The sequence below is a fragment of the Bacillus cereus group sp. MYBK15-3 genome (genome assembly GCF_051916765.1).
Classification (GTDB): domain Bacteria; phylum Bacillota; class Bacilli; order Bacillales; family Bacillaceae_G; genus Bacillus_A; species Bacillus_A cereus.
This window is the reverse complement of record NZ_JBQAHG010000015.1, coordinates 1-21548: the sequence shown is the minus strand read 5'-3', so window position 1 is coordinate 21548 and position 21548 is coordinate 1. Positions and strand designations below refer to the sequence as shown.

Here is a 21548-nt window from a genome sequence, read left to right as displayed (position 1 = left end):
AAGCTTTGTAACAAAAGAAAAAAGGAGGATAAATGATATGAAAGAGCAAGTATTACAAGTAACAAAAGGTGACTTCGTAGGATCAGCAAGTGGAGCGGTAGTATTAACAGCATTAATCGTATTTTTATCAAGCGTATTAGTATAATAGAAGTTTTAAATTAAACAAAAAAGGAAGGAGAATGAGGGATATGAACAGTGAACAAGTGTTTCAAGTAACAAAAACAGATTTATTAGGATCCTTAGGTGGAGCGGTAATATTAACATCATTTATTCTATTCCTTGCAAATGTATTAGTATGAGATATATAAATACAATCATTCAAAAAAAATAAAGACTCTAACGTATTAGTAAGTAGTTAATATGTTGGAGTCTTTTTTATATTCTTCTTATATACCCTCAAGTATTAAAGTTACCTCATTATCCAGCATTCATGGCTAATTAAACGCTGCGGTTGAAACTTGATTCAACGAATAATCAAAAATCTACTGAATAAAATCCCGCTTTATTTCAAAGAGAAAAAAGTCGAATTTTATATGTAAGAAAAAAAGAGGAATTTGACAGAAAAGATAGAAAATTTTAAAGGTCAGAATTTGTTAGCTTGCTAACTAATTTCTATTAATTAATGTTGGAAGCGTTTTCGGTTGGTTTTAAGTATGGACCATTTAATCTATTTACAGGGGGATGAAGATATTATGAAACAAAAATCTATGGATACGCTAGCTGCACAAATGGAGGACTTTTTTCCAGTACGTGATGTAGATCATTTGGAATTTTACGTAGGGAATGCAAAGCAATCGAGTTATTATCTTGCGAGAGCGTTCGGATTCAAAATTGTGGCTTACTCTGGATTAGAAACTGGAAACCGTGAAAAGGTATCTTATGTTCTTGTGCAAAAAAATATGCGTTTCGTTGTGTCTGGAGCTTTAAGTAGTGAAAATCGTATTGCAGAGTTTGTAAAGACTCATGGTGATGGCGTGAAGGATGTGGCACTACTTGTTGATGATGTTGATAAAGCATACTCAGAAGCAGTGAAACGTGGTGCCGTCGCAATTGCTCCACCACAGGAATTAACAGATGAGGACGGTACATTGAAAAAAGCAGTTATTGGTACGTATGGTGATACAATTCATACGCTTGTAGAGCGTAAAAATTATAAAGGGGCATTTATGCCAGGATTCCAAAAGGTAGAATTTAATATTCCATTTGAGGAGTCTGGTTTAATTGCTGTTGATCATGTAGTTGGTAATGTTGAAAAAATGGAAGAGTGGGTTAGTTATTACGAGAATGTTATGGGCTTTAAACAAATGATTCATTTTGATGATGACGATATTAGTACAGAGTATTCGGCGTTAATGTCAAAAGTTATGACGAATGGAAGTCGTATTAAGTTTCCTATTAACGAACCAGCAGACGGAAAGAGAAAGTCACAAATTCAAGAGTATCTAGAATTCTATAATGGAGCTGGTGTACAACATCTTGCTTTATTAACAAGTGATATTGTTAAAACAGTTGAAGCGCTTCGTGCAAATGGGGTGGAGTTTTTAGATACACCTGATACTTATTACGATGAGCTAACTGCACGAGTTGGAAAAATCGATGAAGAAATTGATAAGTTAAAAGAATTAAAGATCTTAGTAGATCGTGATGATGAAGGTTACTTACTACAAATCTTTACGAAACCAATTGTAGATCGTCCGACTTTATTTATTGAAATCATTCAACGTAAAGGTTCTCGAGGATTTGGTGAAGGAAACTTTAAAGCGTTATTCGAATCAATTGAAAGAGAACAAGAGCGTCGCGGAAACTTATAAGATTTGTATCCACCAGCAAAAGTCCCTTTGCTGGTGGAAATTTCATTTTTATAAGGAGGAATCAGGATGAAATTTGTTACATTTCGTCTTCCTTCAAAAGAACTACGGGCTGGATGGCTTGAAGGTGACAAAGTAATAGATATGAATCTTGCTAGTGAAGGGAAAATCCCTTCTTCTATGATGGATTTTTTAGAGAAAGCGGATGAGTATGTAGAAGTAGTGCGGAATATTAAGAATCCAAATAAGGGTATATATGCTTTAGAAGAAGTACAATTGACAGCTGCTCTTCCTAATCCGAGTAGTATTCGAGATTTTTACGCATTTGAACAACATGTAAAAACAGCTCGTGGACGAAGAGGATTAGATGTTGTGCCTGAATGGTATGATATTCCGGTTTTTTATTTTACTAATCATCGTGCTGTAATTGGTTCCGGTGATTTTGTAATTGGTCCGAAAAAGTCTAAAAAGCTTGATTATGAGTTGGAGATTGCTTGCGTAATAGGAAGAGAAGGGCGAAATATTTCTCGAGAGCAAGCAGAGGAATATATTTTTGGTTATTGTATTATGAACGACTGGAGTGCGAGAGACTTACAAGCAACAGAAATGAAAGTAGGTCTCGGTCCAGCGAAAGGAAAAGACTTTGCAACTTCATTAGGAGCACATCTCGTTACGAAAGAGGAATTAGACGTTTATCGTAATGGTGATCGATATAATTTAGAAATGACTGCTCATGTAAATGGAAAACTATTATCAAAAGGAAACTTCCAAGATATTTACTATACATTTGCTGAAATGATTGAACGTGCTTCAGAGGACGTTACGTTATATCCAGGAGATGTGATTGGTTCTGGGACAGTAGGAACAGGATGTATTTTAGAACTGGGTACAGAAGAGTGGCTACAAGATGGAGATGTTGTAGAACTGTCGATTACTGGTTTAGGTACACTACGTAATACGATCAAAAAAGAAAAGGAAGCGGGTGATGGGCATGTTTTATCGTCACATGGGAGAACTACCTCATAAACGACATGTACAATTTCGTAAAAAAGATGGGTCGCTTTATCGTGAACAGGTAATGGGAACAAAAGGTTTTTCTGGTACGCAGTCTATTTTGTATCATCATTATATGCCAACAGAAGTAGGTCATTCTGCATTATCGCATTCTTGTCAGTTGCAGTATGAAGAGGATGTTGCTCTTTCTCATCGCCACTTTCGAACGAAAGAAAGTAAAAAAAGTGGTGATGCAATAAGTGGACGGAATTTCATACTTGGAAATGAAGATTTGTTAATTGGAGTAGTGAGTCCAACAGAAAAAATGGATTATTTCTATCGTAATGGTGATGGCGATGAAATGTTATTTGTTCATTATGGAACAGGGAAAATTGAAACGATGTTTGGAACGATTCACTATAGAAAAGGCGACTATGTAACGATTCCAATTGGAACGATTTATCGTGTTATTCCAGATGAAGGAGAGACTAAGTTTCTTGTTGTAGAGGCAAATAGCCAAATTACAACGCCGCGTCGTTATCGAAATGAATACGGACAATTGTTAGAGCATAGTCCGTTTTGTGAAAGAGATCTTCGTGGTCCAGAAAAATTAGAGACATATGATGAAAAAGGCGAGTTTGTCGTAATGACAAAATCAAGAGGCTATATGCATAAACATGTTTTAGGACACCACCCGTTAGATGTTGTTGGATGGGATGGCTATTTATATCCGTGGGTATTTAATGTAGAGGATTTTGAACCAATTACAGGGCGCATTCATCAGCCACCGCCAGTACATCAAACATTTGAAGGACATAATTTTGTTATTTGCTCTTTCGTACCACGTTTATACGATTATCATCCAGAGTCAATTCCAGCACCATATTATCATAGTAATGTTAATAGTGATGAAGTTCTTTACTATGTAGAAGGAAACTTTATGAGCCGCAAAGGTGTGGAAGAAGGTTCTATTACACTTCATCCGAGCGGGATTCCCCATGGACCGCATCCGGGGAAAACAGAGGCAAGTATAGGGAAGAAAGAGACACTTGAATTAGCTGTTATGATAGACACATTCCGTCCGCTTCGTATTGTAAAACAAGCACATGAAACAGAAGATGAAAAGTATATGTATAGCTGGATTGAACAAGGTTCATATACTGTGAAATAAGTAAAAAAGGCATGCTCTCAATAAAGGGACATGCCTTTTTCACGGAATCGACATGTATAATAATACCAAAAAAATAATGGAAAGATATATAGAAAGAATAATAAGGATCGTGCATATTCAGAAGAATTTCTACTTGTTTCGACAAAAGTATTGACTAGGAAAAGCGTAATGAGTAAAATAAAAAAGCGAATTAAAAATTTTCAGAAAATTTAAAACTTGGAGGAGTGAAAGATGAAGCAAATTTTTCAAAAGAAGCCAATTGCAAAGTTAATGCATGAAAGTAAGCAAAAAACGTTAGCAAGAACATTGGGTGCGCTAGATTTAACTATGCTTGGAATCGGAGCAATTGTTGGAACTGGTATTTTTGTTCTAACGGGTGTTGTGGCAGCGAAACATTCTGGGCCAGCTATTATATTATCATTTGCGATTGCCGCGTTAGCTTGTGCCTTTGCTGCATTTTGTTATGCTGAATTTGCTTCTTCAGTTCCTGTCTCGGGCAGTGTGTATACGTATACATACGCGACGATGGGGGAAGTGTTCGCATTTTTAATTGGCTGGGACTTAATGCTTGAATATTTACTTGCTACATCTGCTGTAGCAAACGGTTGGTCTGCATATTTTCAATCTTTATTAAAGGGGTTTGGAATTCACATTCCGACTATTCTCTCCTCGGCTCCTGGTACAGGAAAGGGTGGAATAATTGATTTACCTGCAGTTCTAATTATTTTAGTGATGACAGTTCTTTTATCTAGGGGTGTTCGTGAAAGTGCACGAGTAAATAACATTATGGTATTTATTAAAATAGCAGTTGTTCTTATTTTTATCTTTGCTGGTTTTAATTATGTGAAACCTGAAAACTGGACGCCCTTTATGCCATTTGGTTTAGATGGTGTAATGGCTGGAGCGGCTACAGTATTCTTCGCATTTATAGGATTTGATGCAGTTTCAACAGCGGCAGAAGAAGTGAAACGTCCGCAACGTGATTTACCAATTGGTATTATTGCATCGTTATTAATTTGTACAGTTCTTTATATCGTTGTTTCGCTTATTTTGACAGGGATTGTTCCATACGGCCAGCTAAATATATCAGATCCAGTTGCTTTTGCACTTCAATTTATTGGACAAGATGGTTTAGCGGGGGTAATTTCAGTAGGAGCAATTACAGGAATTACAACAGTAATGCTAGTTATGATGTATGGGCAAGTTCGTGTTTCTTATGCGATGAGCCGAGATGGTTTACTGCCGAAGCGTCTTGCTAAAGTTCATCCGAAATTTAAAACGCCATTTTTAAATACATGGACAACGGGGATTATTGCGGCACTGATTTCAGGATTAATAGATTTAAATGTTTTAGCACATCTTGTAAATATGGGGACATTGTCAGCATTTGCACTCGTAGCTGTTGCGGTAATCGTAATGAGAAGAACTCATCCAGACTTACCAAGGGCATTTAAGGCTCCGCTTGTACCATTTTTACCAGCATTAACAGTGATTTTCTGTTTATACTTAATGCTTCAATTATCGGGGACAGCGTGGATTAGTTTTGGGATATGGATGGTTATTGGTATAGCGGTTTACTTCTTATATAGCCGAAAACATAGTGCTTTAAATAATAGTAAAAAAGATGAAGATGTTGCAAATTTATAAGCGAAAAAATCCATTCTAATTCTGTTAGAATGGATTTTTTTATTTGAAAATTTACATTTTTCTGAACTTGTTATAAGATAATTGTTGGCTAACTAAAGGGGTGGAATGATGAAAAATACGTGGCGTGAGTTAAGGGAGATGGACCGTAACGTATGGATTCGATTTATTGGAGAGACGTTAAATGGAATTGCAATGATGATGTTAATGCCTTTTTTTGCATTATATTTAAAAGATAAGGTAGATTCGTTGTTGGAAGTTGGGGTTATTATGGCGCTTTCTCCAATTGCTGCAAGCTTTGGATCACTTATAGGAGGGAGAATTGCTGACATATATGGAAGAAAGCCTATTATGATATTTTCTATGGCAAGTAATGCATTATTAATGCTCGGTTTTCTATTTATAGAAGGATTTATTCCATATGCAATTTTATCTATTTTTTTAGGGTTGAGTAATTCTTTATTTCATCCAGCTGCATCAGCTATGGTCGCAGATGTAACGGCACCAGAAAAAAGAACAGAGGCATATGGTTTATTACGAATGGGACACAATATAGGTGCTGCGATTGGTCCGATAATGGGAGCATCAGTAGTTGTGTTGTCAAAGAACCTTGTGTTTATTATTGCCTCTTCTACAATGCTATTTTATGCGTTACTTGTATTACTTCTTATTCAAGAGACGATGCCAAAAAGGACAGATAGGGAAGAACATAAAGAAAAGGAATCTGGGGCAGTTTGGAAAATTGTAATGCGAGATAAGGCATTAATGATTTACTTATTAGCAGGTATTATTATTTCGATGGGGTTTTCTCAAACGGAAGGCATGTTGCCACTACATTTTGATAATGAAATGAAGCGTATTTTTGGAACGAATAATCCATATCCATATTTAATGGCGTTAAACGGATTATTAGTTGTTTTATTCCAGTTTCAAATTTCAAAATGGGCTACGGATAAACCAGTCGGGAAGACGATGTTATATGGTGCATGTTTATTCGGGATTGGATTATTTTTTATAGGGTGGTTACCGAAGTGGTTTGGAGAATTTAATACAAATGCTACAATTATTTTAATAACACTACTGTTCGTTTATGCTATATATACGTTAGGTGAGATGATTATGTCGCCTGTACAGATGACATTTGTAGCAAATTTGGCCCCTGAGCATTTGAGAGGGACTTATATGGGAGCTGCAAGTTTGCAGTGGATTACAGGAAGCGCATTTGGTCCACTTTTGGGAGGTTTTTTATTAGATCGATTACTTGGTCACTTTCTATTTACAATTTTAGCTGTAGGATGTGTAGTTGCAGGTATTGTATATGTTTCTTTAGATCGCCTTGTGGAGCAAAGGCAAAAAGACACACTAACCAAACAATCTTCTTAGTGAATAGGTGACATACACAAAAAAGGGGATTTCTACATATTTTAGGTACATAACTAGATTAGATTGCCATTTTATTTTGTGTAGCTATATAGAAAATGAAATGAAAAACCAATAAGTGATGTTATTTAATTATTTATGGAAGTTACATTTTATTTCAAATAGGAACTACCTATTTTTATAAAAAGTGCTAAAATAGAAAAATGAAAACAATTGGTTAGGGTGATTTCATTGACGAAAATTAAATTAGGTTTATTATATGGTGGAAAATCAGCTGAGCATCAAGTTTCGCTACAGACGGCTCTTGCTGCTATTAAAGCGTTAAATCAAGATAAATTCGAGATTCATCCAATTTATATTACAGAACAAGGTCAATGGGTACGCGGTGAGCGTATTGAAGGCGAAGTAACAGATGTTGAAGCTTTAAAAATGAGCGGTGCAGAAAATGCGATTTCTCCGTTATCATTAAGTACAGAAATTATCCCATCTGCAGCTTCTGAGGAGAATGCTATTGACGTTATTTTCCCATTACTACATGGACCAAACGGTGAAGATGGAACGGTTCAAGGACTATTAGAATTAATGAATATCCCTTATGTAGGAAATGGTGTTCTAGCATCATCTGCTGGTATGGATAAAGTTGTTATGAAAAACATCTTTGCAGAGGCTGGTTTAAAACAAGCAAAATATGCATCCTTCATTCGTAGTGCATGGGAAAAAAATCGTGAGGAAGCTTATTCTAAAGTAGAAGATAAGTTAGGATATCCTTGCTTCGTAAAACCAGCGAACCTTGGTTCAAGTGTTGGTATTAATAAGTGTAAAAATCGTGAAGAACTTGAGGATGCATTTGTAGAGGCATTCCAATTTGATCGCAAAATTATTGTAGAAGAAAATATTGTAGGTCGTGAAGTAGAAGTTGGGGTACTAGGTAATGATGAGCCGAAATGTTCAGTTGTAGGTGAAATCGTTCCGAAAAAGGACTTCTATGATTATAAGTCGAAATATATCGATGGTGATACGGCGCTAATTATTCCAGCTGAAATGACAGAAGAAGAATCTAATGTAATTAAGCGTGATGCAATTATTGCATTCCAATCATTAGACGGTGCAGGTTTAACGCGAGCTGATTTCTTCTTAACGAAAGATGGAGAAGTGTATATTAACGAAGTAAACACAATGCCAGGATTTACACCGTTCAGTATGTTCCCTCTATTATGGCAACATACTGGGTTACCGTATCCAGAATTAATCGAAGAGCTAATTCGTTTAGCGATTGAACGTCACGAAGAAAAACAAAAAATTAAATATACAATCTAACAAAAAAGGAGGAAGCACTATTCGTAGGAATAGTGCTTCCTCTATGTAAGGAGCGTTTCTATATGATAAAGCGAATGTTAAAGCAAGTGGAACAGATGGTAAATGGTACTGGATTAGCAGAGCAATATGAGGGAATTACTATTCAAGGCGTGTCTATTGATACAAGAAAAATTGAAAAGGGAAACTTGTATGTTCCGATTCAAGGGGAGCGCTTTGATGGACATGCTTTTGTAGATAAAGCTGTTGAAAATGGAGCTGTGGCTACATTATGGATGAAAGATGTAGCGAATCCACCTGAGAATCTTCCGGTTATTTTTGTGGAAGACACGCTATCCGCATTGCAAATGTTAGCGAAAAACTATCGCGATCAATTGGATGTTAAAGTTGTAGGTGTAACGGGTAGTAACGGTAAAACATCTACGAAAGATATTGTAACAAGTCTTCTTGCGACTAAATTCAAAGTGCAAAAAACAGAAGGGAACTTCAATAACCATATCGGATTACCTCTTACCATTTTAAACTTAGAAGAAAATACAGAAGTAGCAGTATTAGAGATGGGTATGTCAAGCCGAGGCGAAATTGAATTCTTATCTAAGTTAGCTCGTCCTAATGCAGCTATCATTACGAATATTGGTGAGGCACATTTAATGGATTTAGGATCTCGTGAGGCGATTGCTGAAGCGAAATTAGAAATTGTTACAGGGTTACAAGAAGGTGGCGTGTTCGTATATAACGGGGATGAGCCTTTATTAACGAATCGTGTTCCTGAAATGAATTTAGCAACAGAAACGGTTACGTTTGGTGATGCAAGAGCAAACGATTATTATCCAACGACTGTAACATTACAAGCAACTGGGACACATTTCAAAATGAATAGAGATGAAAATATTTCATTCTACTTACCGGTGTTAGGAAAACATAATGTGTATAATACACTTGCTTCAATGGCAATTGCGAAACATTTTGGTGTAACGTGGGAAGAGATGAAAGAAGGTTTAGTAACACTTCAAATGACGGGCATGCGTATGGAAATTGTGAAAACAAATAGTGGTTTAACAATTATCAACGATGCTTATAATGCAAGTCCGACGGCTATGGAAGCAGCATTCCATTTAATGAATGGTTTAGATGGTTTTGCTAAAAAAATCGTTGTGCTTGGTGATATGTTAGAACTTGGAGATCAAGAAGTACAGTTCCATTATGAGGTAGGAAAATTAATCGATCCAGCAAAAATCTCGCATGTATTCACATACGGTAGATTAGGGGCTCAAATTGCTGAAGGAGCGAAAATTAATTTCCCTAATGAACGTGTAAAGGCGTATGATAATAAAGAAGAGTTAGTAAAAGATTTACAAGCAGTAGTCGATGTGAAAGATGTTGTATTAATAAAAGCATCTCGCGGTATGAAATTAGAAGAAGTAATTACGATGTTGAAATAATTGGTGTATATAAATAGGGATGATAGTTACGAAAATAGAAGAAACTTATAATAAGCGCTTACAGTAAATATAAAAAAATAAAAGTGAAGAAAAAAACTCTGAATATGAAAATAAGGTAACAGTTGGGTTTGCTTTTTACACATACAAAACTTATAATTGATAAAGTGTAATAACGTTTAGAAGTATTTTCGTGAAGAATATACGCCCGTTTATATACGTGAGCATTCAGGAAAAGGGCTTTTCCGCAAATTCGGAAAACGCCTTTTTTTAAATGATAAGTATAGGATAGAAAAGGAGAAGTAACATTGACAACATTTCGAGAATTAGGATTAAGTGATTCTTTACTGCAATCTGTTGAAAGTATGGGCTTTGAAGAGGCTACACCAATTCAAGCTGAAACAATTCCACATGCATTGCAAGGTAAAGATATTATTGGGCAAGCGCAAACAGGTACAGGGAAAACAGCAGCATTCGGATTACCACTACTAGATAAAGTGGATACACATAAAGAATCGGTTCAAGGTATTGTTATCGCGCCAACGCGTGAATTAGCAATTCAAGTTGGAGAAGAATTATACAAAATTGGTAAGCATAAACGTGTTCGTATTTTACCAATTTATGGTGGTCAAGATATTAACCGCCAAATTCGTGCTCTAAAAAAACACCCACACATTATTGTTGGTACGCCGGGTCGTATTTTAGATCATATTAACCGTAAAACACTTCGTCTGCAAAACGTAGAGACAGTTGTTCTTGACGAAGCGGATGAAATGTTAAACATGGGCTTCATTGAAGACATTGAAGCAATTTTAACAGATGTGCCAGAAACACATCAAACATTACTATTCTCAGCGACAATGCCGGATCCAATCCGCCGTATTGCTGAGCGTTTCATGACTGAGCCTCAACACATTAAAGTAAAAGCAAAAGAAGTAACAATGCCAAACATTCAGCAGTTCTATTTAGAAGTGCAAGAAAAGAAAAAGTTTGACGTGTTAACACGCTTATTAGATATTCAATCTCCAGAGCTTGCAATCGTATTCGGTCGTACAAAGCGTCGTGTTGATGAATTATCAGAAGCATTAAACTTACGTGGTTATGCTGCAGAAGGTATTCACGGTGATTTAACTCAGGCGAAACGTATGTCTGTATTACGTAAATTTAAAGAAGGTTCTATTGAAGTTCTTGTTGCAACAGACGTTGCTGCACGTGGTCTTGATATTTCAGGCGTAACGCACGTATATAACTTCGATATTCCACAAGATCCAGAATCATACGTTCACCGTATCGGTCGTACTGGTCGTGCAGGTAAAAAAGGTATTGCAATGCTATTTGTAACACCACGTGAATCAGGACAATTAAAAAATATCGAGCGTACAACAAAACGTAAAATGGACCGCATGGATGCACCGACACTTGACGAGGCATTAGAAGGTCAACAACGTTTAATCGCTGAAAAGCTTCAAAGCACAATTGAAAATGAAAACTTAGCATACTACAAGCGTATTGCAGAAGAAATGTTAGAAGAAAATGACTCTGTAACAGTAGTAGCTGCTGCTTTAAAAATGATGACTAAAGAGCCGGATACAACTCCGATCGCTTTAACATCAGAACCACCTGTTGTTTCAAGAGGCGGCGGTTCTAAAAAACGCGGCGGTAACGGAGGCGGATACCGTGATGGTAACCGTAATCGTAGTCGTGATGCACGCGGCGGTGGCGATGGACGTAATCGTGACCGTAACCGTGATGGACGTAATCGTGACGGAAACCGTGATCGCAATCGTGATGGTAACCGCGATCGTAATCGTGATGGTGGTAGTCGTGGTCGTAGAGGTGAAGGCCAAGGGCGCCCTGGTTCTTCAAATGGACGCGGCGAAAGAAAACATCATAGCCGTCCACAAGCTTAATAAAAAAAGAGAATGCCCTTTGCGGGCATTCTCTTTTTTTTATTTCTATAATTGTGCATACTACATAATAGTTATGATAGAAAAGGGGCTGTTATATGCTTGTAAGGCTTGGTTACGTTGCGATGAGTGTACATTTGAAGAATGCATCTCCATCTCAAACGATGACGTATGCACAGTTTCAGAAATTAGATGATCGTGCTGCTGCAATTCGTAAACTTGAAAGAATTGCTAATTCCAATTTAGAAAATTGTTTACGTTTATTAAAGCATAATAAAGGGCATGACATATCTTTCTTTCGGCTCAGTTCAAAGCTCATTCCTTTAGCGAATCATGAGGAATTGCTAGAGTGGAACTATATTCGTCCTTTAAAAGAAAATTTTAAAAAACTAGGTGAATATGCAGTTCATATGAATATGAGAATTGATTTCCATCCAGATCATTTTGTTGTACTAAATTCACCTGAGGAGAGTGTTTTTAAACAATCTGTAAAAACATTGCAGATGCACAAAAAATTATTAAAAGGTATGGGGATTGAACATAAGCAACGATGTGTACTGCATGTTGGAGGAGGATATAAAGATAAAGAACTTGCATTAGAGCGCTTTATAGAGAATTGGTCGAATGTCCCAAGGGGTATTCAAGAAATGATTATATTAGAAAATGATGATACAACCTTTACGTTAGAGGAAACATTATATTTAGGAGAAAAATTAGATATTCCCGTCGTATTTGACTTGCATCACCATATGATGAATAATGAGCAAGAAGATTGGTATGAAGACTGGGCACGTGTCGTTCATACGTGGGAAACGTCTTTGTTGCCGGTTAAAATGCATATCTCTAGCCCTAGAGAGGGAAAAGATCCAAGAGCTCATGCAGATTATATTAATGTAGAGGCATTTTTATCTTTTTTAAGAAGGATAAAGGGAAGTGTTCCGCAAATTGATTGTATGATTGAGGCGAAGATGAAGGATGAGTCTTTATTTCAATTAATGAGAGATTTAAGTGAACAAGTAGATGTAGAAATTATCGATGGTGCAAGCTTTTATATTAAATAAGCTTTGCACCATCGTTTTTTTTGGTTAAAAAAGGGGTTAAAATGCCACCGGTTATTAAACCTGTTAAATGACTGATCGGATTGGCAGAAGGGTTAAAGAAAGTAAATAGCAGTAATAGAAGAATCATAATTGAGAAAATGGCAATTTCTTTTGGTTTTGAAGAGCGGTATCGATTGTACAATAAAAATAACTGTGCACCTAATAGTCCGAAAATACCACCTGATGCACCTGCGTGAATATATTCAAGCGGCATAATAATATAAGAAGAAATATTTCCAGAAATTCCAGAGAGAAAAAATAGAATAAAAAAAGAAAAGTGTCCGAGTTGTTTTTCGATAGAAGAACCAAGAGCAAACAAAAAAATACTATTAGAAAGAAAATGTTGTAAGTCTACGTGTACGAGAAGAGAAGTTATGACACGCCACCATTCTCCTTTAGCGATATATTCATTAGAGGCTGCCAGTGGCAAGAGAAAAAAGTCGCCTAATATCATCATGACTAAATGAATAAGAAGTAAGGTAAGAATAGTCGGTTGTAAAGAAATATGAGTGGATCTTATTAGCATACGGTTACTTTCACCCCTTTTGCATCAGAAAGATTCTCTGTTATTCTTATCAATATGAAAGAAGAAAGTTAAATAGAAGAAGGGGATTTCGAAATGATTATAGGGATTGGTATCGATATTATTGAATTAAATCGTATTGAAAAAATGCTAGATGGAAAGCTTAAATTTATGGAACGTATTTTAACGGAAAATGAACGTAATGTTGCTATGGAGCTGAAAGGAAGTCGCCTTACAGAGTTTGTAGCTGGAAGGTTTGCAGCGAAAGAGGCGTATTCAAAAGCTGTAGGTACTGGTATCGGAAAAGAAGTGAGTTTTTTAGATATTGAAGTGAAAAATGATGAAAGAGGTAAGCCAATTCTGATTACAAGTACAGAGTATATTGTTCATTTATCAATTAGTCATAGTAAGGAATTTGCTGTTGCTCAAGTTGTTTTAGAAAGCTCGTCACGCTAGTCTGCATATTTTATATCTTTGTCTCATATATTTGAGGTAGCGATAAGGAAGGTACATCTTCCATTCATTTATAGGGGCAAAGGGGCTGAATTGATGAAAAGGCGTCTGTTTTTAGTTCTTGTCGGTTTGTTGACCGTTTTTGTGTTGGCGGGTTGTATGGAAAAGAAGCAAGATGATGTCGTGAGAGATTTAGAATCAAAAGTAAAAGGGATGAAAAGTTATCAAGCTGAGGCAAAATTATCTATTAAAACAGGCAATGAGCCTCAAGAGTATAACGTAGAGATTTGGCATAAGGAACCGTCTTTTTATCGTGTGAATTTAAAAAATGCAAAAAAAGATCAGAGCCAAATTATTTTGAGAAATGAAGAAGGTGTATTTGTATTAACGCCAGCACTTAATAAGAGCTTCCGTTTTCAAAGTGATTGGCCGCAAAATAGTAGCCAGGCTTATTTATATGAATCACTTGTAAGAGATATTTTGCAGGACAAGAAAAACCTTACTTTTGAGAAAACAGATAAGTATTATATTTTTAAAACAAAAACAAACTATCAACATCAAAATATGTTGCCGAGACAAGAGATTACATTGAATAAGAGCGACTTGACTCCAGTTTCAGTGAAGTTAATGGATAATGATCAAAATGTTCTTGTGAAAGTAGATTTCTCTAAAGTGAAATTCGATGCGAAATTTGATAAAGGTGCATTTGATACGAAACAAAATATGTCTAGAGCACAGGTAGATGTTCAAACAACAGCGAAAGAAGACAAACCGTTTGCTATTTTGTATCCACTTGATACACCACAAGGTATGACTCTGCAAGATGAAAAAGAGTTGAAGACAGACAGTGGCAAGCGTGCGATACTCACATACACTGGAAATAAGAAATCCTTTACTTTAATACAAGAAAAGGCAAAAGTTGCAGAGGCATCATCAGCGGTAAGTGTAAGTGGAGAACCAGTTGATCTTGGGTTTACGATTGGTGCATTAACGAAAGACTCTGTAACGTGGTCGCATAACGGAGTAGAATATATGCTCGTGTCTAAAGGTTTAGAGCCGAAGGAGCTGTTAATGGTTGCTCGTTCAGTTACAGCGAAGCAGGTGAAGTAAACTTCTTAGACGTGGTGATATATGTGCACCACGTCTTTTCTTAGTTTGAAGGTGGATTTCATAAAAGAAGCATATAAAAGAATAAGCTTCGCATATCGTGTATAAGGAAGTGTATTTATGGAAGAAGCACCATTTTACCGTGACACTTGGGTGGAAGTGGATTTAGATGCCATTTATAACAACGTTACACATATTAAAGAGTTCATCCCAAGTAATGTAGAGATTTTTGCTGTAGTTAAAGCAAACGCATATGGGCACGATTATGTACCGGTGGCTAAAACGGCATTAGAAGCAGGTGCAACAAGGTTAGCTGTTGCTTTTTTAGATGAAGCTTTAGTGCTTCGGAGGGCTGGTATTACTGAACCGATTTTAGTGTTAGGTCCCTCGCCGCCGCGTGATGTAAATGTAGCTGCTGAAAATGATGTAGCGCTAACTGTTTTTCAAAAAGAATGGGTGGAAGAAGCAATTAAACTTTGGGATGGTTCATCTGTAATGAAATTCCATATTAACTTTGATAGTGGTATGGGGAGAATTGGAATACGTGAAAGAAAAGAGCTAAAAGAATTTTTAAAGAGTTTAGAGGGTGCACCGTTTTTAGAGTTAGAAGGAGTATACACGCATTTTGCAACGGCAGATGAGGTTGAGACTTCGTATTTTGATAAGCAATATAACACGTTCTTGGAGCAGTTAAGTTGGTTGAAAGAATTCGGAGTGGATCCTAAGTTTGTTCATACAGCTAATAGTGCTGCGACGTTACGTTTTCAAGGGATTACATTTAATGCAGTGCGAATTGGGATTGCAATGTATGGATTATCTCCTTCTGTAGAAATACGTCCTTTTTTACCATTTGAATTAGAACCGGCGCTATCACTTCATACGAAAGTCGCTCATATTAAACAGGTAATTAAAGGTGATGGAATTAGTTATAACGTCACCTATCGAACGAAAACTGAAGAATGGATTGCGACTGTAGCGATTGGCTATGCAGATGGGTGGCTTAGAAGGTTACAAGGATTTGAAGTGCTTATAAATGGTAAAAGGGTACCGATTGTAGGGCGAGTAACAATGGATCAGTTCATGATTCATCTTCCTTGTGAAGTGCCACTTGGTACGAAAGTTACGCTTATTGGAAGGCAAGGAGATGAGTATATTAGCGCTACAGAGGTTGCGGAATACTCAGGGACTATTAATTATGAAATTATTGCAACAATCAGTTTCCGTGTGCCAAGAATATTTATACGGAATGGTAAGGTTGTAGAGATAATTAATTACTTGAACAATATATAGAAGGTAGTATGATTGCTTCTTGTCATTGGAGTGACTGTTCATTGCTGGATAATAAGCTCTTTTTGATGAGAAGCTTTTTACTTATAATCATTTTTTATATAAGTTGCACGTAAGTTTTGAAGAGGGGTTCTATTGTTTTGAGTTAGTTATGAGATAAAAAATTTAAGAAGATGAATGTTTTGTTTGTGAATTGGAAAACATAAGCAAGGAATAAGGAAGTCTTTGCAACAGGCTCCATACAATGGTATTATTACAATAGGTGTCATATATATATTTGGGTGTGTAGTTGACGGTGGAGGTGTATTTTTGTGTCCGAATCAAGTGTAACTACTGAAATCGTGGTTCGGTTGCCAAAGCAAATGGTAACGGAATTGGACGGAATTGGAAAACAAGAGAATAAGAATCGCCATGAACTAATTTGCCAGGCAACACAATTGTTATTGCGTCAACATAAGACGAAGAAACGCTACCAACATGAATCAATGCGACGTGGGTACATTGAAATGGGAAAAATTAATCTTGGTATTGCATCTGAAGCTTTCTTAGCAGAGTATGAAGCAGCTCATACAGTAGAACGCTTAGTTAGCGGGGGGTAATATTTTGATTGTAAAACGCGGCGACGTGTATTTTGCAGACCTTTCCCCAGTTGTTGGTTCTGAGCAAGGAGGCGTTCGTCCGGTTCTTGTCATTCAAAATGACATCGGAAATCGTTTTAGTCCAACGGTGATTGTAGCGGCTATTACTGCACAGATTCAAAAAGCGAAATTACCCACTCATGTGGAAATTGATGCGAAAAAGTATGGTTTTGAGAGAGATTCTGTTATTTTACTTGAGCAGATTCGAACAATCGATAAGCAACGCTTAACGGACAAAATCACTCATTTGGATGAAGTGATGATGAGTCGTGTAGATGAAGCGTTACAAATTAGTTTAGGACTAATAGATTTTTAAATCGGCAGTTTAAGTTGCTCTCTTTGAAGGGCAACTTTTTTTATTATAGAGGAGGTTACGGTTGTATATGGAAATGGTAGATAATCGACAAGCGTTAATGAAAATGTTAGTGAAAGAATTAGGCTTTACCGAAAAGCAAGTTCGTCATGTTATTCAATTAACAGAAGAAGGTAACACAGTTCCATTTATTGCTCGTTACCGAAAAGAATGGACAGGCTCTTTAGATGAGGTGCAAATTCGTACGATTTTAGAGAGATGGCAATATATGATGCAACTTGAAGATAGGAAGGAAGAAGTTCTTCGTCTTATTGATGAGAAGGGGAAACTGACAGAAGAGCTACGACAGCAAATTGTTAAAGCTACAAAGTTGCAAGAAGTAGAAGATCTATATCGTCCATATAAAGAGAAAAGAAGAACGAAAGCGACAATCGCTAAAGAAAGAGGATTAGAACCATTAGCTGAATGGTTATTGTTATATAAGAAAGAAGATCCGGCTAAAAAGGCAGTGGAATTTATTAATGTAGAGAAAGAAGTGCAATCTGCAGAAGAAGCTTTACAAGGTGCACAAGACATTATTGCAGAAATGGTTTCAGATGAAGCTGCGTATCGTAGTTGGATTCGAAATGTTACTTTTAGAAAAGGTGTTATGTCTTCGTCCGTGAAAGATGAAGAAAAAGATGAAAAGAATATATATGAAATGTATTACAGTTATGAAGAACCATTGCAAAAAGTAGTACCACATCGTGTATTAGCAATGAATCGTGGCGAGAAAGAAGATATATTGAGAGTTGCTGTTGTTCCGCCAGTAGATGAGATAGTAACTTTCTTAAATAAGAAAGTAATTCGTGATAACGATTCGAAAAGTGCACATTATGTACAATTAGCGATTGAAGATGGTTATAAACGATTAATTCAATCTTCAATCGAAAGAGAAATTCGTAAAGAATTAACAGAAACAGCTGAAGAACAAGCGATACATATTTTCTCTGAGAACTTACGTAACTTATTATTACAACCTCCGATGAAAGGGAAAGTCGTGCTAGCGGTAGATCCGGCATATAGAACTGGTTGTAAATTGTCTGTAGTAGATGATACGGGGAAAGTACTACATATCGATGTTATTTATCCGCATCCACCTGTTCGTAAATATGATGATGCAAAAACGAAAGTTCTTTCTATTATAGATAAATATCAAGTTGAAATGATTGCAATTGGTAACGGGACAGCATCTAGAGAAACAGAAGAGTTTATAGTAGATGTATTACAAAGTGTGAACCGAGATGTCTTTTATATTATTGTAAATGAAGCGGGTGCTAGTGTATATTCAGCTTCTGATTTAGCTCGTGAGGAATTCCCAAATTTACAAGTTGAAGAGAGAAGTGCCGTTTCTATTGGAAGACGTCTGCAAGATCCACTTGCTGAACTTGTGAAAATTGATCCTAAATCAGTTGGGGTTGGACAATACCAACATGATGTATCTCAAAAGAGACTGAATGAGTCATTAACATTTGTAGTAGAAACAGCTGTTAACCAAGTTGGGGTTAATGTAAATACGGCTTCGGTTGCATTGTTACAATATGTTTCAGGTTTATCGAAAACTGTTGCGAAAAATATTGTGGCAAAGAGAGAAGAAGATGGGAAATTCACAAAGCGCACGGAATTAAAGAAAATCCCGCGTTTAGGTGCAAAGACGTATGAACAATGTATAGGTTTCTTACGTATACTAGAAGGAGCGAATCCATTAGATCGAACAGGTATTCATCCAGAGCAATATAAGAATGTTGAATTGTTATTGAAGAGTCTAGGGTTATCGATAGATGACGTAGGACAACCGCAATTACAAAAGAGATTGGAAGAAGTAGAGATTTCTAAGTTATCTCAAGAAACAGGAGTTGGGGAGCCGACGTTAGTTGATATTATAGATGCACTTATTAGTCCAGAAAGAGATATGAGGGATGAGTTGCCTAAACCACTTCTGAAAAAAGGGATTTTGAAATTAGAAGATTTAAAACGTGGTATGGAATTAGAAGGAACAGTTCGTAACGTTGTTGATTTTGGTGCTTTTGTTGATGTTGGCGTAAAGCAAGATGGTTTAGTACATATTTCTAAACTTAGCAAACAGTTTGTAAAGCATCCGTTAGATGTTGTATCAGTAGGGCAAATTGTAAAAGTATGGGTAGATGATATTGATACAAAAAAAGGACGCGTTGCACTATCTATGTTGCCGATTGAATAGTAAGAGAAGAGAGCAGATGAAACTGCTCTTTTTTTATGGAATAAAAAGTGTAATGGATTATGAGCTTTGATGTATTTTGCTATAATAAAACCAGCATTCATTTAATAATTTAATTTGATACCGGTTTTTTTCGAAATATGCACGTTGCATTTGTTTTTTTAGCCACGTAGGCATAGGAATCCCTCCTTGTTTAATCCTGCTCTCAAAAATCTAAAATGCTATTGATGAGAGGTTGGTGAGTGGATTTCTATTCATGTTTTGTTTTTAGAAACCACGTTTCTTACATGAGGATGGGTATATGTACTATTTAATATATGTATAAGAAGGGAGAAAAGTGTAAAAATATTTTTTGTTTAGGAGGAATGAGAGTGGATGAGCAAGAAATTCAGCGACTAGTGGAAGAAGTGTCACTACAATACTTTGAGGTACCGTTCTTACATAAAGCAGTGTTTAATAATAGATTACGTACAACTGGTGGGCGTTATTTATTGAAGAGTCATAATATCGAACTGAATTATCGATATTACGAAGTGTATGGTGAAGAAGAGTTAGTCGGGATTATTAAACATGAGCTTTGTCATTATCACTTACATATTGCAGGAAGAGGGTATAAGCACAGGGACAGGGATTTTCGTGAGTTGTTAAAGAAAGTTGATGCACCACGTTTTTGTAAACAAATGATTAATGAAGAGAAGGAAAAAAAGATTTATAAGTATGAATGTATGGAGTGTTCACTTCAATATGTAAGAAGGCGTCAAATAAATACAAAAAGATATGTCTGTGGAAAGTGTAAAGGGAAACTCAAACCGATATCGAAAACATCTTGACAGTAAAAACGCAATCCAGTATATTATAAACATGTCACGTTTGAACAAGATGTTGTTAAAAACTTCTTGACTTACAGAGAGAATTTTTATAAGATACAAATTGTCTTCATTATTCCGCAGTAGCTCAGTGGTAGAGCTATCGGCTGTTAACCGATCGGTCGTAGGTTCGAGTCCTACCTGCGGAGCCATACAGAGAAGTACCCAAGTGGCTCAAGGGGCTCCCCTGCTAAGGGAGTAGATCGCTAACGCGGTGCGAGGGTTCGAATCCCTTCTTCTCTGCCATACATATTGGCCCGTTGGTCAAGTGGTTAAGACACCGCCCTTTCACGGCGGTAACACGGGTTCGAATCCCGTACGGGTCACCACTTTTGGAGGATTAGCTCAGCTGGGAGAGCACCTGCCTTACAAGCAGGGGGTCGGCGGTTCGATCCCGTCATCCTCCACCATATAATTTTATATGAATAGTATTATCGCGGGGTGGAGCAGCACGGTAGCTCGTCGGGCTCATAACCCGAAGGTCGCAGGTTCAAATCCTGTCCCCGCAACCAAATGGTCCCGTGGTGTAGTGGTTAACATGCCTGCCTGTCACGCAGGAGATCGCCGGTTCGACCCCGGTCGGGACCGCCATTTTAACTTCTGCTATATAGCAGTTGTTTTTTGTTGGACATTATGGTACAATAACATTTGTCTTTGAAAAGAAGATAATTATTTCGATGGGCTATAGCCAAGCGGTAAGGCAACGGACTTTGACTCCGTCATGCGCTGGTTCGAATCCAGCTAGCCCAGCCATTTACGAGCCATTAGCTCAGTTGGTAGAGCATCTGACTTTTAATCAGAGGGTCGAAGGTTCGAGTCCTTCATGGCTCACTTTTGTTTTTTCCGCGCGGTCGTGGCGGAACGGCAGACGCGCTAGGTTGAGGGCCTAGTGGGGGAAACCCCGTGGAGGTTCAAGTCCTCTCGGCCGCATCAAAAAAATCTTAAAAAAGTACTTGCATTTGAAAATGTAGTATGATAAGATAATTGAGTCGCCAAATTACAACGACGAAAAAACATCATGAATAAGCGCCCGTAGCTCAATTGGATAGAGCGTTTGACTACGGATCAAGAGGTTAGGGGTTCGACTCCTCTCGGGCGCGCCAATTACGGGAAGTGGCTCAGCTTGGTAGAGCACCTGGTTTGGGACCAGGGGGTCGCAGGTTCAAATCCTGTCTTCCCGACCACGCGGGTGTAGTTTAGTGGTAAAACAAGAGCCTTCCAAGCTCTGGTCGAGAGTTCGATTCTCTTCACCCGCTTTTAGTTCTTTGAAAACTGAACGAAACAAACAACGTGAAACGTCAATTTTTATTTTAGATGCTAGACAAACTAACTTTATTGGAGAGTTTGATCCTGGCTCAGGATGAACGCT

Annotated in this window: 20 protein-coding genes and 12 tRNA genes; 30 read left to right on the top strand and 2 right to left on the bottom strand. The window is 37.1% G+C overall.

Annotated features, from left to right (window positions below):
• The first annotated feature begins 37 nt into the window (after nt 1-37).
• The 11 genes from ACTFR8_RS29920 to uvsE all read left to right on the top strand — a co-directional run bounded on the left by ACTFR8_RS29920 (nt 38) and on the right by uvsE (nt 12717).
• Nucleotides 38-145, top strand: coding sequence for a DUF3948 family protein (locus ACTFR8_RS29920; RefSeq protein ID WP_000664237.1), 108 nt, complete (start codon nt 38-40; stop codon nt 143-145).
• Nucleotides 146-188: 43 nt separating this feature from the next.
• On the top strand, nt 189-299 hold the full coding sequence (locus ACTFR8_RS29915) for a DUF3948 family protein (RefSeq protein WP_001083690.1): 111 nt from the start codon (nt 189-191) through the stop codon (nt 297-299).
• Nucleotides 300-692: 393 nt separating this feature from the next.
• Entirely contained in the window at nt 693-1811 is a 1119-nt protein-coding gene (hppD, locus tag ACTFR8_RS29910; protein WP_000810922.1) for a 4-hydroxyphenylpyruvate dioxygenase, read from the top strand.
• Nucleotides 1812-1877: 66 nt separating this feature from the next.
• The gene (locus tag ACTFR8_RS29905; RefSeq protein ID WP_000674007.1) at nt 1878-2834 is read left to right on the top strand and encodes a fumarylacetoacetate hydrolase family protein; all 957 of its coding nucleotides are present in this window, start codon (nt 1878-1880) and stop codon (nt 2832-2834) included.
• Nucleotides 2800-3972 carry a homogentisate 1,2-dioxygenase gene (locus tag ACTFR8_RS29900; RefSeq protein ID WP_013141710.1) on the top strand — a complete coding sequence of 391 codons (1173 nt, stop codon included), beginning with the start codon at nt 2800-2802 and terminating at the stop codon, nt 3970-3972. The genes ACTFR8_RS29905 and ACTFR8_RS29900 overlap by 35 nt, the downstream gene beginning before the upstream one ends.
• Before the next feature lie 231 nt (nt 3973-4203).
• Nucleotides 4204-5619 carry an amino acid permease gene (locus ACTFR8_RS29895; RefSeq protein WP_030029850.1) on the top strand — a complete coding sequence of 472 codons (1416 nt, stop codon included), beginning with the start codon at nt 4204-4206 and terminating at the stop codon, nt 5617-5619.
• Between the two features lie 108 nt (nt 5620-5727).
• Nucleotides 5728-6999: an MDR family MFS transporter gene (locus ACTFR8_RS29890; RefSeq protein ID WP_000799724.1), complete on the top strand. Its 1272-nt coding sequence runs from the start codon at nt 5728-5730 to the stop codon at nt 6997-6999.
• Between the two features lie 228 nt (nt 7000-7227).
• Complete coding sequence (locus tag ACTFR8_RS29885) at nt 7228-8313, top strand: D-alanine--D-alanine ligase (protein WP_000161427.1); 1086 nt, start codon at nt 7228-7230, stop codon at nt 8311-8313.
• A gap of 62 nt (nt 8314-8375) precedes the next feature.
• Entirely contained in the window at nt 8376-9752 is a 1377-nt protein-coding gene (murF, locus tag ACTFR8_RS29880; RefSeq protein WP_000595963.1) for a UDP-N-acetylmuramoyl-tripeptide--D-alanyl-D-alanine ligase, read from the top strand.
• A gap of 305 nt (nt 9753-10057) precedes the next feature.
• On the top strand, nt 10058-11659 hold the full coding sequence (locus tag ACTFR8_RS29875; protein ID WP_000206585.1) for a DEAD/DEAH box helicase: 1602 nt from the start codon (nt 10058-10060) through the stop codon (nt 11657-11659).
• A gap of 95 nt (nt 11660-11754) precedes the next feature.
• Nucleotides 11755-12717 carry a UV DNA damage repair endonuclease UvsE gene (gene uvsE / locus ACTFR8_RS29870; RefSeq protein ID WP_252209758.1) on the top strand — a complete coding sequence of 321 codons (963 nt, stop codon included), beginning with the start codon at nt 11755-11757 and terminating at the stop codon, nt 12715-12717.
• Here the strand turns inward: uvsE and ACTFR8_RS29865 are convergent.
• Nucleotides 12710-13282 (bottom strand): rhomboid family intramembrane serine protease, encoded by a 573-nt coding sequence (locus ACTFR8_RS29865; protein WP_000908523.1) that lies wholly within the window; start codon nt 13280-13282, stop codon nt 12710-12712. The two genes, uvsE and ACTFR8_RS29865, sit on opposite strands and share 8 nt — an antisense overlap.
• Before the next feature lie 93 nt (nt 13283-13375).
• Here ACTFR8_RS29865 and acpS point away from each other — a divergent pair, with 93 nt between their 5' ends.
• The 6 genes from acpS (at nt 13376) to ACTFR8_RS29835 (ending at nt 19316) form a co-directional block, all read left to right on the top strand.
• Nucleotides 13376-13735 carry a holo-ACP synthase gene (acpS, locus tag ACTFR8_RS29860; RefSeq protein WP_000583417.1) on the top strand — a complete coding sequence of 120 codons (360 nt, stop codon included), beginning with the start codon at nt 13376-13378 and terminating at the stop codon, nt 13733-13735.
• A gap of 156 nt (nt 13736-13891) precedes the next feature.
• Nucleotides 13892-14842, top strand: coding sequence for a LolA family protein (locus ACTFR8_RS29855; protein WP_002004297.1), 951 nt, complete (start codon nt 13892-13894; stop codon nt 14840-14842).
• Nucleotides 14843-14959: 117 nt separating this feature from the next.
• Nucleotides 14960-16129, top strand: a complete 1170-nt coding sequence (gene alr, locus ACTFR8_RS29850; protein WP_000390617.1) for an alanine racemase — start codon at nt 14960-14962, stop codon at nt 16127-16129.
• A gap of 308 nt (nt 16130-16437) precedes the next feature.
• Complete coding sequence (locus ACTFR8_RS29845; protein ID WP_000004570.1) at nt 16438-16725, top strand: antitoxin EndoAI; 288 nt, start codon at nt 16438-16440, stop codon at nt 16723-16725.
• A 4-nt stretch (nt 16726-16729) separates the two neighbouring features.
• Complete coding sequence (gene ndoA / locus ACTFR8_RS29840; RefSeq protein WP_000635965.1) at nt 16730-17080, top strand: type II toxin-antitoxin system endoribonuclease NdoA; 351 nt, start codon at nt 16730-16732, stop codon at nt 17078-17080.
• A gap of 67 nt (nt 17081-17147) precedes the next feature.
• Entirely contained in the window at nt 17148-19316 is a 2169-nt protein-coding gene (locus ACTFR8_RS29835; protein ID WP_000426241.1) for a Tex family protein, read from the top strand.
• Nucleotides 19317-19373: 57 nt separating this feature from the next.
• Here the strand turns inward: ACTFR8_RS29835 and cmpA are convergent, their stop codons facing one another.
• Nucleotides 19374-19490 carry a cortex morphogenetic protein CmpA gene (cmpA, locus tag ACTFR8_RS29830; protein WP_001143642.1) on the bottom strand — a complete coding sequence of 39 codons (117 nt, stop codon included), beginning with the start codon at nt 19488-19490 and terminating at the stop codon, nt 19374-19376.
• Nucleotides 19491-19684: 194 nt separating this feature from the next.
• Between cmpA and ACTFR8_RS29825 the strand changes: the two genes are divergently transcribed.
• The 13 genes from ACTFR8_RS29825 to ACTFR8_RS29765 all read left to right on the top strand — a co-directional run bounded on the left by ACTFR8_RS29825 (nt 19685) and on the right by ACTFR8_RS29765 (nt 21435).
• Complete coding sequence (locus ACTFR8_RS29825) at nt 19685-20143, top strand: SprT family protein (RefSeq protein WP_000344241.1); 459 nt, start codon at nt 19685-19687, stop codon at nt 20141-20143.
• A 113-nt stretch (nt 20144-20256) separates the two neighbouring features.
• A tRNA-Asn gene (locus ACTFR8_RS29820) sits at nt 20257-20331 on the top strand.
• Between the two features lie 3 nt (nt 20332-20334).
• Nucleotides 20335-20425 (top strand) — tRNA-Ser (locus tag ACTFR8_RS29815).
• An 8-nt stretch (nt 20426-20433) separates the two neighbouring features.
• Nucleotides 20434-20508, top strand: a tRNA-Glu gene (locus ACTFR8_RS29810).
• A gap of 5 nt (nt 20509-20513) precedes the next feature.
• Nucleotides 20514-20589: transfer RNA gene (locus ACTFR8_RS29805), tRNA-Val, on the top strand.
• Nucleotides 20590-20614: 25 nt separating this feature from the next.
• Nucleotides 20615-20691: transfer RNA gene (locus ACTFR8_RS29800), tRNA-Met, on the top strand.
• Between the two features lie 3 nt (nt 20692-20694).
• A tRNA-Asp gene (locus tag ACTFR8_RS29795) sits at nt 20695-20770 on the top strand.
• A gap of 87 nt (nt 20771-20857) precedes the next feature.
• Nucleotides 20858-20932: transfer RNA gene (locus tag ACTFR8_RS29790), tRNA-Gln, on the top strand.
• Nucleotides 20933-20937: 5 nt separating this feature from the next.
• A tRNA-Lys gene (locus tag ACTFR8_RS29785) sits at nt 20938-21010 on the top strand.
• Nucleotides 21011-21026: 16 nt separating this feature from the next.
• Nucleotides 21027-21109: transfer RNA gene (locus ACTFR8_RS29780), tRNA-Leu, on the top strand.
• Between the two features lie 96 nt (nt 21110-21205).
• Nucleotides 21206-21282 (top strand) — tRNA-Arg (locus ACTFR8_RS29775).
• 4 nt (nt 21283-21286) lie between these two features.
• A tRNA-Pro gene (locus tag ACTFR8_RS29770) sits at nt 21287-21363 on the top strand.
• Nucleotide 21364: 1 nt separating this feature from the next.
• Nucleotides 21365-21435, top strand: a tRNA-Gly gene (locus ACTFR8_RS29765).
• The last annotated feature ends 113 nt before the right edge of the window (nt 21436-21548 follow it).